The organism is Streptomyces sp. NPDC048650, from assembly GCF_043199095.1.
Lineage (GTDB): Bacteria > Actinomycetota > Actinomycetes > Streptomycetales > Streptomycetaceae > Streptomyces.
The window spans coordinates 1-16,643 of sequence record NZ_JBICVM010000011.1 but is presented as its reverse complement, the minus strand read 5'-3'; the positions used below and the strand labels follow the sequence as shown (position 1 = coordinate 16,643).

Sequence of the window (16,643 nt, the reverse complement as noted above, 5' to 3'; positions counted from 1 at the left end):
CACCCCTGGAGCGTCCCATGAGCCAGTCCCCCGCCCGCCGAACCGTGCTGCGCGGGGCCGCGCTCGCGGGCGCCGCCGGCTTCGGCGTGGCGGCCTGCTCCTCGGGCGCTTCGGGCGGCGACGCGTCGGTGGTGCCGGACGAGCCCGTCGAGCTCGGGTCCGCCGCCGACGTCCCGGTCGGCGGCGCCAAGCTCTACCGCGAGGACCGGCTCGTCGTCTCGCAGCCCGCCAAGGGCACGTACAAGTGCTTCAGCGCCAAGTGCACCCACGCGGGCTGCATCCTGGCCGAGGTCGAGAAGAAGGAAGGCAGCTGCCCCTGCCATGGCAGCCGCTTCGACGTGACCACCGGCGAGGTCGTCGAGGGCCCGGCGACCGAGCCGCTGCCCGAGGTGCCCGTCAAGGCCAAGGGTGGGAAACTGATCGCCGGCTGAGGCCACCGCGGCCGGGCGGCCCTACCCCCAGTCCCAGCCGATGCCCAGTATCCCGGGCCGTACCCCCTGCTCCACCAGGTGGACGGCCCGGTGGGTGCCGCCGAGCGTCAGCTCCTGCTGGGCGCCGCGCGGGGCGCCCGCCGAGACCTGGGCGAAGCGTCGGCAGCGCACCGGCAGTGCCGCGTCGTCGAACCGCACCTGAAGGACGTACTGGCCGCCCGCGAAGCTGAAGCCGCGCACGTACTCGGTGCTGGGACCGCCGCTGCCGTCCTCGAAGACGTACCCGAAGACATGGGTGTCACCGGCCCGCAGCCGGGCGTCGAAGAGCAGCTCGGCGACCACCACACCGGTGTCCGCGTCCCCGCGCACCCGCCCCAGCCGGCAGTTCTCCGCCGCCCGCACTCGCACCCGGGCCGGATCGCAGCCCGCGTCGCCCCGGTGGATGGCGACATAGCGGTCGACGCCGTCCCGGTGCGCGCGGACGACCTGCAGCGACTCTCGTGCGCTCAGCTCGCGGCGGGGCCCGATGCTGACCCGTTCGTGGTGTCCGACGGTGTGCAGCCCGCCGTCCGCCGGGGTCTCCAGCTCGGCGAACAGCTGCTGCAGGGCGCCGGCGGGGGCCACCAGCGAACGGTACGAGCGCGCCACCGGCCGTTCCGCCTCGGGGCGGGCGCCGCCCTCGGGGACCAGGAGGCGGTGGAGCGAGCGCGCGGGCAGCTCCAGGACCTCCTCCAGTGCGCGCACCGCGCGCAGGGACTCGGGGCGCTGCGGCCGCCGGGCGCCCTGCTGCCAGTAACTGAGGCTGGTCACCCCGACCTTGATGCCGCGCTGGGCGAGCTTGTGCTGGACGCGGGTCAGGGCGAGACCGCGTGCGGTCAGCGCGCTGCGCAGCGCCAGATGGAACGGGCCGGTGCGCAGCAGCTGCGCCAGGTCGGCCGGCTCGGGAGTGTTCTGTGCCATCGCCTCACATCCTCCGGCGCGCGCGTGAACGTTCACAACCGGATCGCACGCCGCCTGCGCTGACTGCCTTGCACTGCAGTACGCCGGGCACCGGGCGTTCACATCCGGGCCGGTCCGTACACACCCCCGTGTCACCCCGCATTGAAGCGTGTTGACCTGCCTGCGACAACACCCGATGCTCCTCAGCAGCATCCGGATGCGCTCCTCTCACCCCCTCACCCCCTTCACCGGGAGGAACGCCATGACCCGTGTTCCCCATCCCCCTCGTGCGCGCCGCAGACGGCTGTCGGCGGCGGTGCTCACCGCCGCCGCGTGCGCGGCGCTCACCGCGTCGTCCGGAACGGCCGCCTCCGCGGCCACGCCTCCGGCACACGCCGCCCCCACGAAAGCGGCGACCACCAACCGCCTCGACATCTCGATGCAGGCCCAGGAACAGACCAACTGGTGCTGGGCCGGCTCCGGCAACACCATCGCGTCCTGGTACGGCAGGAACTACAGCCAGAACCAGTTCTGCAACGCCGCCTTCGGCCGCCAGCAGGACACCACCTGCCCCAACAACCAGGCCACGCTCGGCAATGTGCAGAACGCCTTCGACTGGATGGGCATCAACTCCGGCTCCTATGTGACCGGATATCTGCGCTACAGCACCGTGCAGAGCGAGATCAACGCCGACCGGCCCGTCGAGACCCGTATCCAGTGGGCCTCCGGCGGTGGCCACATGCATGTGATCTACGGCTTCGACACGGACCGGAACTGGGTCTACTGGGGCGACCCCTGGGCCTCCAACAGCCGCTACAACTGGGGCGACTTCGACTACTACGTGAACGGCAGCTCCTTCTCCTGGACGCACTCCCTCTACCGGATAGGAGCCTGAGGCCATGACGAAGCGCACCGCCGTCCGCGCTGCCGCCACCGGGACGCTGGCCGCCGCCCTCATCGGTCTCGCCCCGTACGCGGCGGAGGCCGCCGACACCCCCGCACCGCCCGCTCCGGCCCGCGCGAGCGTCACCGCCGCCCACGACGCGGCCGCCGCCCCCGCCACCCTGGACACCCTCGCCCGCTTCTTCGCCCGCGAGCCGGGCCACCGCGGCGCCCGCCCGGCCGCACCGGGCAGAGCGCGTATCGAGGGCGGGGCCGTCCCCGTCTACCTGCTGTCCCCGGACTTCGTCCGTGGCCGGGCCCATGCCCCCGTCGCCCGGCTGGAGTTCCTCGCCAGCAAGGCGGTGGCCTCCGACGGGCGGACCGCCTCGGTGTGGACGGTGCGGCGGGGCAGCGCCTGGAAGGTCGTCAACATCGCCGACGGGGACGACGAGACCCGTTACGCGGCCGCCGGGGGCCGGACCGGCACGGTCTTCCAGGAGCCGCAGATCAATGCCTGGTACGTGCAGCGCGGCGACCGTGTCGAGCCGCTGGACGCCGACGCCAGGAAGGCCGTCGGGGCACACGGCAGCACCGTGGCCGCGTACCGGAAGCGGGTGGCCGCGGCGTACGGCGACAAGCTGCCCGGTTCCGCGTACGACAGGCGCGGCGAGGCCGGGGGGTACGGGCCCCGGCCCGTGCCCGCCGAGGTGGGCCCCCGCGAGGAGCCCGCCCAGGCCGGTGCGACGGCGGACGGCGGCTTCCCGGTCGCCGCCGCCTCGTCCGTCGCGGGCACCGCGGCCCTGCTGGCGCTCGCCCTCTGCGGCGCCGCGGCGCTGCGCCGGCGGCACAGCGGCTGACGCCGCCCGGCGGCTCCCGGGAGCCCGCCCGTACCCTCCCCGCGCGGCGTGCCCCTCCCGTATCGCCCGCACGCCGCGCGGGTCCGCGGCCGCCGCCCCCGGTGCCGGGCGCCGGAACGGTCCGGGGCCGGTGAATGTCGGTGGCGGTCAGTAGGGTGGTGGTCATGGCAGACCCCAGCAGCTACCGACCCAAGCCGGGACAGATCCCCGACTCGCCGGGGGTCTACAAGTTCCGGGACGACCACGGCCGGGTCATCTACGTCGGCAAGGCGAAGAGCCTGCGTCAGCGCCTGGCCAACTACTTCCAGGACCTGGCCGGACTCCACCCGCGCACGCGCACGATGGTCACCACCGCCGCCTCGGTGGAGTGGACCGTCGTCTCCACCGAGGTCGAGGCGCTCCAGCTGGAGTACAGCTGGATCAAGGAGTTCGACCCCCGCTTCAACGTCAAGTACCGCGACGACAAGAGCTATCCGTATCTCGCGGTGACCCTGGGCGAAGAGTTCCCCCGGGCCCAGGTGATGCGCGGCGCCAAGAAGAAGGGCGTGCGCTACTTCGGACCGTACGGCCACGCCTGGGCCATCCGGGAGACCGTCGACCTGATGCTGCGCGTCTTCCCGGTGCGTACGTGCTCCGCCGGTGTCTTCAAGCGCTCCGCCCAGATCGGCCGTCCCTGCCTGCTCGGCTACATCGGCAAGTGCTCGGCCCCCTGCGTGGGGCGCATCTCCGCCGAGGAGCACCGCGAACTCGCCGAGGAGTTCTGCGACTTCATGGCCGGCCGCACCGGCGCGTACATCCGCCGTCTGGAGCGGCTGATGCAGGACGCGGCGGAGGAGTTGGAGTACGAACGCGCCGCCCGGCTGCGGGACGACATAGGCGCGCTCAAGCGGGCGATGGAGAAGAGCGCCGTGGTGCTCGCGGACGCCACGGACGCCGATCTGATCGCCGTCGCGGAGGACGAACTCGAGGCCGCCGTCCAGATCTTCCACGTCCGCGGGGGCCGGGTGCGCGGCCAGCGGGGCTGGGTCACCGACAAGGTGGAGGCCGTCACCACCGCCGGGCTCGTCGAGCTCGCCCTGCAACAGCTCTACGGCGAGGAGCGGGGCGACGCCGTCCCCAAGGAGGTCCTGGTCCCGGCGCTGCCCGAGCCCGAGGAACCGGTTCAGCAGTGGCTGTCCGGCCGCCGCGGCTCCCAGGTCTCGCTGCGCATCCCGCAGCGCGGCGACAAGAAGGACCTGATGGCCACGGTCCAGCGCAACGCCCAGCAGGCGCTGGGCCTGCACAAGACCAGGCGCGCCTCGGACCTGACCACCCGCTCCCGCGCCCTGGAGGAGATCGCCCGGGCCCTCGGCCTGGACACGGTCCCGCTGCGCATCGAGTGCTTCGACATCTCCCACCTCCAGGGCGAGGACGTCGTCGCCTCCATGGTGGTGTTCGAGGACGGCCTCGCCCGGAAGAGCGAATACCGCCGCTTCCAGATCAAGACCTTCGAGGGGCAGGACGATGTCCGGTCCATGCACGAGGTCATCGGCCGCCGCTTCAAGCGCTATCTGCAGGAGAAACAGAAGTCCGGCGAGTGGACGGAGGAGCCGCCCACCGACGCCACGGTCGAGGACAACGGCACCCCCGACGCGATGGGCGGCCGCCCCACGGACGAGGAAGGGCGCCCCAAGCGGTTCGCCTATCCACCCCAGCTGGTGGTCGTCGACGGCGGCGCCCCCCAGGTGGCGGCCGCCCGCCGCGCCCTGGACGAGCTCGGCATCGACGATGTCGCCGTCTGCGGCCTGGCAAAGCGCCTGGAGGAGGTCTGGCTGCCCGATGACGACGACCCGGTGGTGCTGCCGCGCAGCAGCGAGGGCCTCTACCTCCTCCAGCGCGTCCGTGACGAAGCCCACCGCTTCGCCCTCGGCTACCAGCGCAGCAAGCGCACCAAGCGGCTGAAGTCCTCCCCGCTCGACGCCGTCGCCGGCCTGGGCGGGACCCGCCGCCAGGCCCTGCTCAAACACTTCGGTTCGCTCAAGAGACTGCGGGCCGCCACCGTCGACGAGATCTGCGAGGTCCCGGGCGTCGGCCGCAAGACCGCGGAGACGGTCGCGGCGGCGCTGGCCGGGGCGGCACCGTCCGCCCCCGCGGTGAACACCGCCACAGGAGAGATCATTGAAGATGACGGGGCCCCCTCGGCCACGTTGTCAGCAGAACGGGGGCAGGACCGATGAGCACACCGCACGAAGCGCAGGAAACCGAGAGAGACGGTGCACAGGTGAGTACGGGCACGACCGACCAGGGCGAGAGCGCCGCGATCCCCGAGCTGGTGATCATCTCCGGCATGTCGGGCGCGGGCCGCAGCACGGCCGCCAAGTGCCTGGAGGACCTCGGCTGGTTCGTCGTGGACAACATCCCGCCCGAGTTGATCCCGCCGATGGTCGAGCTGGGCGCCCGCTCGCAGGGCAACGTCGGCAAGATCGCCGTCGTCGTCGACGTCCGCGGCCGCCGCTTCTTCGCCAATCTCAAGGAGTCCCTGGCCACGCTCGACGCGCAGAACGTCAAGCGCCGCATCGTCTTCCTCGAGTCCTCCGACGAGGCGCTGGTCCGCCGCTTCGAGTCGGTGCGCCGCCCGCACCCCCTCCAGGGCGACGGCCGGATCGTCGACGGCATCGTCGCCGAGCGCGATCTGCTGCGTGAACTCCGCGGCGACGCCGATCTGGTGATCGACACCTCCAGCCTCAACGTCCATGAGCTGCGCGCCAAGCTGGACGCCCAGTTCGCCGGCGAGGAGGCCCCCGAGCTGCGCGCGACGGTGATGTCCTTCGGCTTCAAGTACGGCCTGCCGGTCGACGCCGACATGGTCATCGACTGCCGCTTCATCCCCAACCCGCACTGGGTCCCCGAGCTGCGCCCCTTCACCGGCCTGAACGACGAGGTCTCCGACTACGTCTTCAGCCAGCCCGGCACCAAGGAGTTCCTGGACGGTTACGCCGAGCTGCTGCGCATCGTCGCCGAGGGCTACCGCCGTGAGGGCAAGCGCTATGTGACCATCGCCGTCGGCTGCACGGGCGGCAAGCACCGCAGCGTGGCGATGTCCGAGAAGCTCGCCCGCCGCCTGGTGACCGAAGGGGTCGAGACCGTCGTCGTCCACCGGGACATGGGGCGCGAATGAGTGGCCGAACGCCGCGGCTGCGCCGGGTCCGCAGGTTCGTCCCCAGCGGCCGCGCCACCAAGGGCGCCACTCCCAAGGTGGTGGCACTCGGCGGCGGCATGGGCCTGTCCGCGTCGCTGACGGCGCTGCGCCGGATCACCGGCGACCTGACGGCCGTGGTCACCGTCGCCGACGACGGCGGCTCCAGCGGTCGGCTCCGTGACGAGCTCGGTGTGCTGCCGCCCGGCGACCTGCGCAAGGCGCTGGCCGCGCTGTGCGGCGACGACGACTGGGGCCAGACCTGGGCGCGGGTCATCCAGCACCGCTTCCAGTCCGAGGGCGAGCTGCACGACCACGCGGTCGGCAATCTGCTGATCGTCGCCCTGTGGGAACAGCTCGGCGACCACGTCCAGGCCCTCGACCTGGTCGGCAAGCTGCTCGGCGCGCACGGCCGGGTGCTGCCCATGTCGGCGGTGCCGCTGGAGCTCCAGGCCCAGGTCAGGGGGCACGACCCGGCCCGCCCCGAAGAGCTCTCCACGGTCCGCGGCCAGGCCACCGTCGCGCTCACCCGCGGCGAGGTGCAGTCCGTCCACGTGGTCCCCGAGGACCCGCCCGCCGTGCCCGAGGCGGTCGCCGCGGTGCGTGACGCCGACTGGGTGGTTCTGGGCCCCGGGTCCTGGTTCTCGTCCGTGATCCCGCATCTGCTGGTGCCGGAACTGCGCGAAGCCCTGGAGGAGACCAAGGCCCGAAAGGTCCTTTCGCTCAACCTTGCTCCCCAACCGGGCGAAACCGATGGCTTCTCACCGCAGCGTCATTTGGAGGTTTTGGCCCGACACGCCCCTAAACTCGCCTTCGACGTGGTGCTGGCCGACAAGGCCGCCGTGCCCGACATCGAAGGTCTGACGGTTGCCGCCAAGCAGCTGGTGGGCAGCGAGGTCGAGCTGGCTGCGGTCGCCGCACAAGGAGACGACATCCGGCCGAGTGCCGGACCGGCCCCGGACCGGCACGACCCGGAGCTGCTGGCAGCCGCGTACGACCGTATTTTTCGGATGCATGGAAGGATCGGCCCATGGCGATGACGGCTGCGGTGAAGGATGAAATCTCCCGGCTCCCCGTCACCCGGACCTGCTGCCGGAAGTCGGAGGTCTCGTCGATCCTGCGGTTCGCGGGTGGTCTGCACCTGGTCAGCGGACGCATTGTGATCGAGGCGGAGCTGGACACGGGCATCGCTGCCCGGCGGCTGCGCAAGGACATCCTGGAGATCTTCGGGCACTCCTCCGACCTGGTGGTGATGGCCCCCGGCGGCCTGCGGCGCGGCAGCCGCTACGTGGTCCGGGTGGTGGCCGGTGGCGATCAGCTGGCGCGGCAGACGGGCCTGGTGGACGGCCGCGGCCGTCCCATCCGCGGCCTGCCCCCGCAGGTGGTCTCCGGGGCTACGTGTGACGCCGAGGCGGCCTGGCGAGGTGCGTTCCTGGCGCACGGCTCGCTGACCGAGCCCGGCCGTTCCTCGTCCCTGGAAGTGACCTGTCCCGGGCCCGAGGCGGCGCTCGCCCTGGTCGGCGCCGCCCGCCGGCTGGGCATCGGCGCCAAGGCCCGAGAGGTGCGTGGCGTGGACCGCGTCGTCGTCCGTGACGGTGACGCCATCGGCGCGCTGCTGACGCGGCTCGGCGCCCATGAGTCGGTACTCGCGTGGGAGGAGCGGCGGATGCGCCGCGAGGTCCGCGCCACCGCCAATCGCCTGGCCAACTTCGACGACGCCAACCTCCGCCGGTCGGCGCGCGCCGCGGTCGCCGCGGGCGCCCGGGTCCAGCGGGCTCTGGAGATCCTCGGCGAGGAGGTCCCCGAACACCTCGCGGCGGCCGGCCGGCTGCGCATGGAGCACAAGCAGGCGTCCCTGGAGGAGTTGGGGGCCCTCGCCGATCCGCCGCTGACCAAGGACGCCGTCGCCGGCCGGATCCGCCGGCTGCTGGCGATGGCCGACAAGCGCGCCCAGGACCTCGGCATCCCCGGCACCGAGTCCACCCTCACCGAGGAGCTCGCCGAAGGCATGGTCGGCTGAAACCGGAGCCGATCCTTCTCCGTACGCGCCCCCGGCGCCCGCACTGGGCACCGGGGGCGCCTCTGCATGCGGACGCGGTGACGGGGTGCGGAGAGACGGACGTCAGAGGGGCTGAAGGGCGCTCACTTGAGCATCTTTGGCCGCCGATGTCAATGTCACGTACGTCTCGTGCAGGGGGTAGGGTCGGAGGCGGTCGGGGACATCCCATACAGCTCGCCGGTAACTGCGCCGGCGTACCAACGAGGAGATCGGTTCGTGACGATCCGCGTAGGCATCAACGGATTCGGCCGCATTGGTCGTAACTACTTCCGCGCGCTCCTGGAGCAGGGTGCGGACATCGAGATCGTCGGTGTCAACGACCTGACCGACAACGCCACCCTGGTCCACCTGCTCAAGTACGACACCATCCTGGGTCGTCTCAAGCAGGCCGTCAGCCACACCGACGACAGCATCACGGTCGGCAACCAGACCTTCAAGACGATGGCCGAGCGCGACCCGGCCAACCTGCCGTGGGCCGAGCTCGGCGCCGACATCGTCATCGAGTCGACCGGCATCTTCACCAAGAAGGCCGACGCCGAGAAGCACATCCGGGCCGGCGCCAAGAAGGTCCTGATCTCCGCGCCCGCCAAGGACGAGGACATCACGATCGTGATGGGCGTCAACCAGGACAAGTACGACGCGGCCCACCACCACGTCATCTCCAACGCCTCCTGCACCACCAACTGTGTGGCGCCGATGGCGAAGGTGCTCGACGAGAACTTCGGCATCGTCAAGGGCCTGATGACCACGGTCCACGCGTACACCAACGACCAGCGCATCCTGGACTTCCCGCACAGCGACCTGCGTCGCGCCCGCGCCGCCGCGGAGAACATCATCCCGACCTCGACCGGTGCCGCCAAGGCCACCGCCCTGGTCCTCCCGCAGCTCAAGGGCAAGCTGGACGGCATCGCGATGCGCGTGCCCGTGCCCACCGGTTCGGTCACCGACCTGGTCCTGGAGCTCGACCGCGAGGTCACCAAGGACGAGATCAACACGGCCTTCCAGAAGGCCGCCGAGGGTCAGCTCAAGGGCATTCTCGAGTACACCGAGGACCCGATCGTCTCCTCGGACATCGTGAACTTCCCGGCCTCCTGCACCTTCGACTCCTCCCTGACGATGTCGCAGGGCAAGCAGGTCAAGGTCGTCGGCTGGTACGACAACGAGTGGGGCTACTCCAACCGCCTGGTGGACCTGACCACCTTCGTCGGCGGCCAGCTCTGATCTCTGGTTGACACCCGAGACACCGAGATGTGGGGACGGGGCTCGTGCGACGCGATGAGGCGTCGTACGGGCCCCGTTCCGCGACCGACCGACCCATGTGATGGAGTCACTCCTCATGAAGACGATCGACGACCTCCAGGTAGCCGGTAAGCGGGTCTTCGTCCGCGCCGACCTGAACGTGCCGCTGGACGGCACCACCATCACCGACGACGGCCGGATCCGCGCCGTCGCCCCGACGATCGCCAAGCTCACCGAACGTGGCGCCAAGGTGATCGTCGCCTCTCACCTGGGCCGTCCCAAGGGCGCCCCGGACCCGGCGTTCTCGCTGGCCCCCGCGGCCGCACGGCTGGGCGAGATCCTCGGACAGGACGTCGCCTTCGCGACCGACACGGTCGGTGAGTCCGCCCGGGCCGTGGCCGCGGACCTGGCCGACGGCCAGGTGGCCGTGCTGGAGAACCTCCGCTTCAACGCGGGCGAGACCAGCAAGGACGACGCCGAGCGCGGCGCCTTCGCCGACCAGCTCGCCGCCCTCGCGGACCTGTATGTGGGCGACGGCTTCGGGGCCGTGCACCGCAAGCACGCCTCCGTCTACGACCTGCCCGCGCGCCTGCCGCACGCCGCCGGCGACCTGATCGCCACCGAGGTCGGCGTCCTGAAGAAGCTCACGGAGGACGTCAAGCGTCCCTACGTGGTCGCGCTCGGCGGCGCCAAGGTCTCCGACAAGCTCGCCGTGATCGACCAGCTGTTGGAGAAGGCGGACCGCATCCTGGTCGGCGGCGGCATGGCATACACCTTCCTCAAGGCCAAGGGCCACGAGGTGGGCATCTCGCTGCTGCAGGAGGACCAGGTCCCGGTGTGCCTGGAGTACCTGGCGCGGGCCGAGAAGCGCGGCGTGGAGTTCGTCCTTCCCGTCGACGTACTGGTTTCGGCCGAATTCCCGGATCTGAAGACCAAGGCCCCGGCCAACCCCACGACCGTCGCCGCGGACGCCATCCCGGCCGACCAGGAGGGCCTGGACATCGGCCCCAAGACCCGCGAGCTCTACGCCGCGAAGGTCGCCGACGCCGGCACCGTCTTCTGGAACGGTCCGATGGGCGTGTTCGAGCACCCCGACTACGCCGGTGGCACCAAGGCCGTCGCCCAGGGGCTGCTGGACTCGTCGGCCTTCACGGTCGTCGGCGGTGGCGACAGCGCCGCGGCGGTCCGGCTGCTCGGCTTCGACGAGAACGCTTTTGGCCACATTTCGACCGGTGGCGGCGCCAGCCTCGAATACCTCGAGGGCAAGACGCTCCCCGGCCTCGCCGCTCTGGAGGACTGAACAACGTGACTGACCGCACTCCGCTGATGGCGGGCAACTGGAAGATGAACCTCAACCACCTCGAGGCCATCGCCCACGTCCAGAAGCTCGCCTTCGCGCTCGCCGACAAGGACTTCGACGCCGTGGAGGTCGCCGTCCTGCCGCCCTTCACCGACCTGCGGTCGGTGCAGACCCTGGTCGACGGCGACAAGCTCAAGATCAAGTACGGCGCCCAGGACATCTCGGCGCACGACGCCGGCGCGTTCACCGGCGAGATCTCCGGTGCCATGCTGGCCAAGCTCAAGTGCACCTTCGTGACCGTCGGGCACAGCGAGCGCCGCCAGTACCACGGCGAGAACGAAGAGATCTGCAACGCCAAGGTCAAGGCCGCCTTCAAGCACGGCCTCACCCCGATCCTGTGCGTCGGTGAGGGCCTGGACGTGCGCAAGGCCGGCAACCAGGTCGCGCACACCCTCGCCCAGGTCGACGGCGGCCTGCTGGACGTCCCGGCCGAGCAGGCCGAGACCATCGTGATCGCCTACGAGCCGGTGTGGGCCATCGGCACCGGCGAGGTCGCCACCCCCGAGGACGCGCAGGAGGTCTGCGGTGCGATCCGCGGCCGCCTCGCCGAGCTCTACAGCCAGGAGCTGGCCGACAAGGTCCGCATCCAGTACGGCGGCTCGGTCAAGTCCGGCAACGTCGCGGCGATCATGGCACAGCCGGATGTCGACGGCGCGCTGATCGGCGGCGCGGCGCTGGACGCGGACGAGTTTGTGAAGATCGTCCGCTTCCGCGACCAGTAGCAGCTATGACGACGGGCCCGGCCCGTCGTACTCTGTCGGGGCCGGGTCCGGCGTTCATCGCGCCACCCGGCCCCGCACCATTTCAACCAGTCCCAGAGAGTTGGTCCAGCCGTGGTCATCGGGTTCTCGATCGCCCTCATCGTCTTCAGCGTGCTGCTGATGATGCTGGTGCTCATGCACAAGGGGAAGGGCGGCGGCCTGTCCGACATGTTCGGTGGTGGTATGCAGTCCTCGGTGGGTGGCTCCTCGGTCGCCGAGCGCAACCTCGACCGCATCACCGTCGTGATCGGTCTGCTGTGGTTCGCGTGCATCGTGGTCCTCGGCATTCTGATGAAGCTCGGTAACTGACATACCGTCGGAGGCGCGGCCTATCATGAGGGCGGCGTCCTTGGGCGGGGTGTAACTCCAGTCACTGGACGCGCGTTGGGCCTTACGTAGACTGGAGCGCCCGCAGCGCAGCTGCTCTGAGAGATGCTTGGCAGCACCATTACGCAGGGAGTTACGACCGTGGCAAGTGGCAACGCGATCCGAGGAAGTCGGGTCGGGGCGGGGCCGATGGGGGAGGCCGAGCGCGGCGAGTCCGCGCCGCGCACCCGCATCTCCTTCTGGTGCTCCAACGGGCACGAGACGCAGCCCAGCTTCGCCGGCGACGCACAGGTGCCGGACACCTGGGACTGCCCCCGCTGTGGATTCCCGGCCGGCAAGGACCGGGACAGCCCGCCGGACCCGCCGCGCACCGAGCCGTACAAGACCCACCTCGCCTATGTCCGGGAGCGCCGCAGCGACGCCGACGGCGAGGCGATTCTCGCGGAGGCGCTGGCCAAGCTCCGCGGCGAGATCTGAGCCTTCCGAAGAACACTGCCCGGCCCGGCCGGAGGGACACCCTCCGGCCGGGCCGCTGCGCGTCTGAGGCAGCGGATGGGGCAGCTGACCGAGGCCCGTTGTCAGTGGTCGCCCCTACCGTTCTCGTACGGGAGGGAACGCGGGACGGGGGCGGCGATGTCGGGGGCGGCGGTGAGCGGTGCGCGGGGTATCGGCGTGCCGGACTGGCGGGGCGGGTTCGGGCGGCTGTGGAGCGCGGCGGCGGTCTCCCGCTTCGGTGACGCGCTGCGTGGTACGGCCCTGCCGCTGCTGGCCTACGACCTGACGCGTTCGCCGGTGCAGATCTCGCTCGTCACCGCCTGCGAATTCCTGCCCTGGCTGTGCTTCGGGCTGCTGGGCGGCGCGGTCGCCGACCGGGTGGACCAGCGGCGGGCGATGTGGGCGGTGGATCTGCTGCGCGGGCTGCTGACGGCGGTCTTCGCGCTGGTGGTGGCGCTGGGCGGGGCGAGCATCGGCCTGCTGATCGTGTTGGCCTGCACGCTCACCACGCTCCAGACCCTCTTCGACAACGCCGCCACGGCGCTGTTGCCCGTGGTGGTGCCCAAGGAGGCGTTGGCGGCCGCCAACGCCCGGCTGTTGACCGGGCAGCAGGTACTGGGCCGGTTCGTCGGGGGGCCGTTGGCGCCGGCGCTCATCGCGCTGGGGGCCGCGGTGCCGTTCCTGGCCGACGCCGCCACGTACGTCGTCGCCGCCGTCCTTGTCGCCTCGCTGCGCACCACCCCGCAGGCCCGCCCGCCGGCCGGCTCCGGACGCACCCTGCGGCGCGAAATCGTCGACGGCACCCGGGCGTTGTGGCGTGACCGGGTGCTGCGCGCCTTCAGCCTGTCGGTGGCGCTGGGCAACATCGGCATCGGCGCGCTGATCGCCACTCTCGTGGTGGTGGTCAAGGACTGGCTGCGCGCCGGGGACTTCGGCTATGCGGCGGTGACGACCGGCTACGGCATCGGGATGGTGCTGGGCGGGCTGTTCGCCGCGCGGGTGGTCGCCGCGCTCGGCGGCCAGGCCCGCACCCTGCTCCTCGCCGGTCTGCTGCAGGCGGCTGTGCTGGTGGCCCTCGGGACGCTGCGGTCGCTGTGGCCGGCCGTCGCCTCGCTCGCGGTGTTCGGCTTCGCGAGCATGGTGTGGAGCGTTCTGGAGACCACGGTCGTGCAACAGCGCAGCCCCGCCGGCATGATCGGCCGGATCGGCGCCGCGTTCCGTACCGTCTCCGTCGCCGGCACCCCGCTGGGAGCGCTGCTCGGCGGTGCGGCCGCCGCGGCGTGCGGCCCCCGCACCCCCGCCCTGCTGACCGCCGGGCTGCTCGGGCTGGGCGCGGCCGTGCTGATACCCGTACGCAACGCTGCCGACAGCTCGCCTTCCGACAGCGGACAGATACCTCATACCGCGCCCTGATCAATTAGGTTGGGAGCCGGCGGGGTGCCGGTACGAGACGAAGAAGGCTGATGTCCGAGATGAACGCCGAAAGCCGCAGCAGGCTCGACCAGATGCCTGAGTGGACCGCGTTGAGCAAGCACCGCGAGCAGCTCGGGGAGGTGCATCTGCGGGAGTTGTTCGACCGTGACCCGGAGCGCGCCCGGCGCTACACCCTTCAGGTCGGCGATCTGCACCTGGACTACTCCAAGCACCTGGTCACCGACGAGACGCTGCGGCTGCTGCGCGAACTGGCCGAGGCGACGGGGATCGCCGAGCTGCGGGACGCGATGTTCCGCGGTGAGAAGATCAACGTCACCGAGGGACGTGCCGTGCTGCACACCGCGCTGCGCGCGCCCGCCTCGGCGGTCGTCAGGAGCGACGGCGAGAACGTCGTCCCCGGAGTGCACCACGTCCTGACGAGGATGGGCACCTTCGCCGACCGGGTCCGCTCCGGAGACTGGAAGGGCCACACCGGCCGCCGTATCAAGACGGTCGTCAACATCGGCATCGGCGGTTCCGACCTGGGTCCGGCGATGGCGTTCGAGGCGCTGCGCGCCTACACCCACCGGGACATGCAGTTCCGCTTCGTGTCCAATGTGGACGGCGCCGATCTGCACGAGGCGCTGCGGGACCTGGACCCGGCCGAGACGCTGTTCGTCATCGCGTCCAAGACGTTCACCACCATCGAGACCCTCACCAACGCCACCTCGGCCCGCGACTGGCTGCTGACCGGGCTCGGCGCGGGTGCCGACGCCGTCGCCCAGCACTTCGTGGCGCTGTCGACCAACGCCGAGAAGGTCACGGAGTTCGGCATCAACCCGGACAACATGTTCGAGTTCTGGGACTGGGTCGGCGGCCGCTACTCCTTCGACTCGGCGATCGGCCTCTCGCTGATGGTCGCGATCGGTCCGGAGCACTTCCGCGAGATGCTGGCCGGCTTCCACCTCGTCGACGAGCACTTCCGCTCCGCCTCGCCGGCGGAGAACGCCCCGCTGCTGATGGGCCTGCTGGGCATCTGGTACGGCAACTTCTTCGACGCCCAGTCGCATGCGGTGCTGCCCTACAGCCACTATCTCTCCCGGTTCACCGCCTATCTCCAGCAACTGGACATGGAGTCCAACGGCAAGTCGGTGGACCGCCAGGGCGATCCGGTCGGCTGGCAGACGGGCCCCGTCGTGTGGGGCACGCCCGGCACGAACGGCCAGCACGCCTACTACCAACTGCTCCACCAGGGCACGAAGATGATCCCGGCCGACTTCATCGGCTTCGCGGAGCCGGTCGCCGATCTCCTGCCGGGCCTGGTCGCCCAGCACGACCTGCTGATGGCCAACCTCTTCGCGCAGGGCCAGGCCCTCGCGTTCGGCAAGACGCCCGAGGAGGTGCGCGCCGAGGGAGTGGCCGAGGAACTGGTGCCGCACAAGACCTTCAAGGGCAACCGCCCCACCACCACGATCCTGGCCAAGGAGCTCAGCCCGTCGGTGCTGGGCCAGTTGATCGCGCTCTACGAGCACAAGGTGTTCGTCCAGGGCGCGGTCTGGAACATCGACTCCTTCGACCAGTGGGGCGTGGAGCTGGGCAAGGTGCTCGCCAAGCGTGTGGAGCCCGCGTTGACGGAGGGCGCCGAGGTGCCGGGCCTGGACGCTTCCACGGCGGGCCTGGTGGCCAAGTACCGGGAGCTGCGCGGGCGTTGACCGCCGTCGCATAGGATCCCCCGGACGATCATGAGTGGGGACACGTTCGGGGGAGTGGGGCGATGGTCCGGGCCAGGGGCGGTGCCGGTGGCGAGACACGGCCGGGCACGAGCCTGGTGTGGCCGCAGCACGCGGCCTGGTGGGTGTTCCAGCCGGGCTGGATACCGGAGGTGGACGACCCGCTCGTGGAGCGGCTCAAGCGCCTTCGCATCATCGCCGGGCTGATGGTGGCGGCGGGCGTCTACACCTTCGTCGCCCACGACTTCGCGTTCACCCGGATCCTGGAGAACCTCGTGGTCGCCTGCGGGGTCCTGCTGCTCGTCGCGCCGCTGACCGTCGGGGTGATGCTCCTGGTCTGGCGCCGCGGCGGGCCGTTGCGGCCGCTGCGACCACGGCTGCTGGGTTCGTTGTGGCTGCTGTTGTTCTTCATCGGCGCGGCGGTGGGAACCCTGCTGCTCATGTACGCCTGGGGCCAATCGCACCTCCTGCCGCTCGTGCCGGTGGTCCTGTGGCTGATGTGGTTCGTAGGTGCCGCGGGGATCCGGATCAACGGCAACTTCTTCGGTACCGCGGCCATCCACCGCGCACTGCCGCCCGTCCTCGCCTCCGTCGCGTCCTGGCTGATGGCCGTCCCGGACCTGGTGACCGGCGATCTGCGCGGTCTCGGTCTGCGGCTGGGGGTGGTCTTCGTCCTCGGGGCGCCGGTGCTGGTCACCGCGATCGCCCTGCTGGAGATGCGCCGGCTGCGCCGCCTCCACGGCATCCGGCTGCGGGACCACCCGGGGACGGCCCACCGACCGGCGCGGCCGGGCGCCGTCCCGCCCCAGCGGCACGGCGGCCGGCCGCCGGCATACGGGCAGCCGCCGGGGAACCCGTACGCGGGCGGCAGTTCGCACTCCTAGGTGTATTGACCCGGAGGGTTGTTCACGCGGGTGATGGGTGGTTGGCCGTTGAGTGCGGTGTGGCAGCGGTGGTGGTTGTAGGTGTGGAGGA

Annotated in this window: 16 protein-coding genes; 15 read left to right on the top strand and 1 reads right to left on the bottom strand. The window is 71.1% G+C overall.

Annotated features, from left to right (window positions below):
- The first annotated feature begins 17 nt into the window (after positions 1–17).
- Entirely contained in the window at positions 18–431 is a 414-nt protein-coding gene (locus ACGFML_RS27370; protein WP_393548035.1) for a Rieske (2Fe-2S) protein, read from the top strand.
- A 21-nt stretch (positions 432–452) separates the two neighbouring features.
- On the opposite strand, the gene ACGFML_RS27365 is transcribed toward ACGFML_RS27370, so the two are convergent.
- Complete coding sequence (locus tag ACGFML_RS27365) at positions 453–1,391, bottom strand: hypothetical protein (RefSeq protein ID WP_393548033.1); 939 nt, start codon at positions 1,389–1,391, stop codon at positions 453–455.
- A gap of 241 nt (positions 1,392–1,632) precedes the next feature.
- On the opposite strand from ACGFML_RS27365, the gene ACGFML_RS27360 reads away from it, so the two are divergent.
- The 14 genes from ACGFML_RS27360 to ACGFML_RS27295 all read left to right on the top strand — a co-directional run bounded on the left by ACGFML_RS27360 (position 1,633) and on the right by ACGFML_RS27295 (position 16,552).
- Positions 1,633–2,265 carry a papain-like cysteine protease family protein gene (locus ACGFML_RS27360; RefSeq protein WP_393548031.1) on the top strand — a complete coding sequence of 211 codons (633 nt, stop codon included), beginning with the start codon at positions 1,633–1,635 and terminating at the stop codon, positions 2,263–2,265.
- 4 nt (positions 2,266–2,269) lie between these two features.
- Positions 2,270–3,109, top strand: coding sequence for a hypothetical protein (locus ACGFML_RS27355; protein ID WP_393548030.1), 840 nt, complete (start codon positions 2,270–2,272; stop codon positions 3,107–3,109).
- Between the two features lie 164 nt (positions 3,110–3,273).
- On the top strand, positions 3,274–5,325 hold the full coding sequence (gene uvrC / locus ACGFML_RS27350; RefSeq protein WP_393548028.1) for an excinuclease ABC subunit UvrC: 2,052 nt from the start codon (positions 3,274–3,276) through the stop codon (positions 5,323–5,325).
- A complete protein-coding gene (gene rapZ, locus ACGFML_RS27345; RefSeq protein ID WP_393548026.1) occupies positions 5,322–6,266 on the top strand; it encodes an RNase adapter RapZ in 945 nt (314 codons plus the stop codon). The genes uvrC and rapZ overlap by 4 nt, the downstream gene beginning before the upstream one ends.
- On the top strand, positions 6,263–7,324 hold the full coding sequence (yvcK, locus tag ACGFML_RS27340; RefSeq protein WP_393548024.1) for a uridine diphosphate-N-acetylglucosamine-binding protein YvcK: 1,062 nt from the start codon (positions 6,263–6,265) through the stop codon (positions 7,322–7,324). Before rapZ ends, yvcK begins: the two co-directional genes overlap by 4 nt.
- Positions 7,315–8,304 carry a DNA-binding protein WhiA gene (gene whiA / locus ACGFML_RS27335; protein WP_030988539.1) on the top strand — a complete coding sequence of 330 codons (990 nt, stop codon included), beginning with the start codon at positions 7,315–7,317 and terminating at the stop codon, positions 8,302–8,304. Before yvcK ends, whiA begins: the two co-directional genes overlap by 10 nt.
- A gap of 255 nt (positions 8,305–8,559) precedes the next feature.
- Positions 8,560–9,564 (top strand): type I glyceraldehyde-3-phosphate dehydrogenase, encoded by a 1,005-nt coding sequence (gene gap, locus ACGFML_RS27330; protein ID WP_393548022.1) that lies wholly within the window; start codon positions 8,560–8,562, stop codon positions 9,562–9,564.
- Between the two features lie 115 nt (positions 9,565–9,679).
- A complete protein-coding gene (locus ACGFML_RS27325; RefSeq protein WP_393548020.1) occupies positions 9,680–10,882 on the top strand; it encodes a phosphoglycerate kinase in 1,203 nt (400 codons plus the stop codon).
- 5 nt (positions 10,883–10,887) lie between these two features.
- Positions 10,888–11,664, top strand: a complete 777-nt coding sequence (gene tpiA / locus ACGFML_RS27320) for a triose-phosphate isomerase (protein ID WP_393548018.1) — start codon at positions 10,888–10,890, stop codon at positions 11,662–11,664.
- 111 nt (positions 11,665–11,775) lie between these two features.
- Positions 11,776–12,012: a preprotein translocase subunit SecG gene (secG, locus tag ACGFML_RS27315; protein WP_362712178.1), complete on the top strand. Its 237-nt coding sequence runs from the start codon at positions 11,776–11,778 to the stop codon at positions 12,010–12,012.
- A gap of 159 nt (positions 12,013–12,171) precedes the next feature.
- A complete protein-coding gene (locus tag ACGFML_RS27310; RefSeq protein WP_006606296.1) occupies positions 12,172–12,507 on the top strand; it encodes an RNA polymerase-binding protein RbpA in 336 nt (111 codons plus the stop codon).
- 156 nt (positions 12,508–12,663) lie between these two features.
- Positions 12,664–13,938, top strand: a complete 1,275-nt coding sequence (locus ACGFML_RS27305) for an MFS transporter (RefSeq protein ID WP_393548015.1) — start codon at positions 12,664–12,666, stop codon at positions 13,936–13,938.
- Positions 13,939–13,997: 59 nt separating this feature from the next.
- Positions 13,998–15,650 carry a glucose-6-phosphate isomerase gene (pgi, locus tag ACGFML_RS27300; RefSeq protein ID WP_393548423.1) on the top strand — a complete coding sequence of 551 codons (1,653 nt, stop codon included), beginning with the start codon at positions 13,998–14,000 and terminating at the stop codon, positions 15,648–15,650.
- Positions 15,651–15,712: 62 nt separating this feature from the next.
- The gene (locus ACGFML_RS27295) at positions 15,713–16,552 is read left to right on the top strand and encodes a hypothetical protein (protein WP_393548013.1); all 840 of its coding nucleotides are present in this window, start codon (positions 15,713–15,715) and stop codon (positions 16,550–16,552) included.
- Positions 16,553–16,643: the final 91 nt, after the last annotated feature.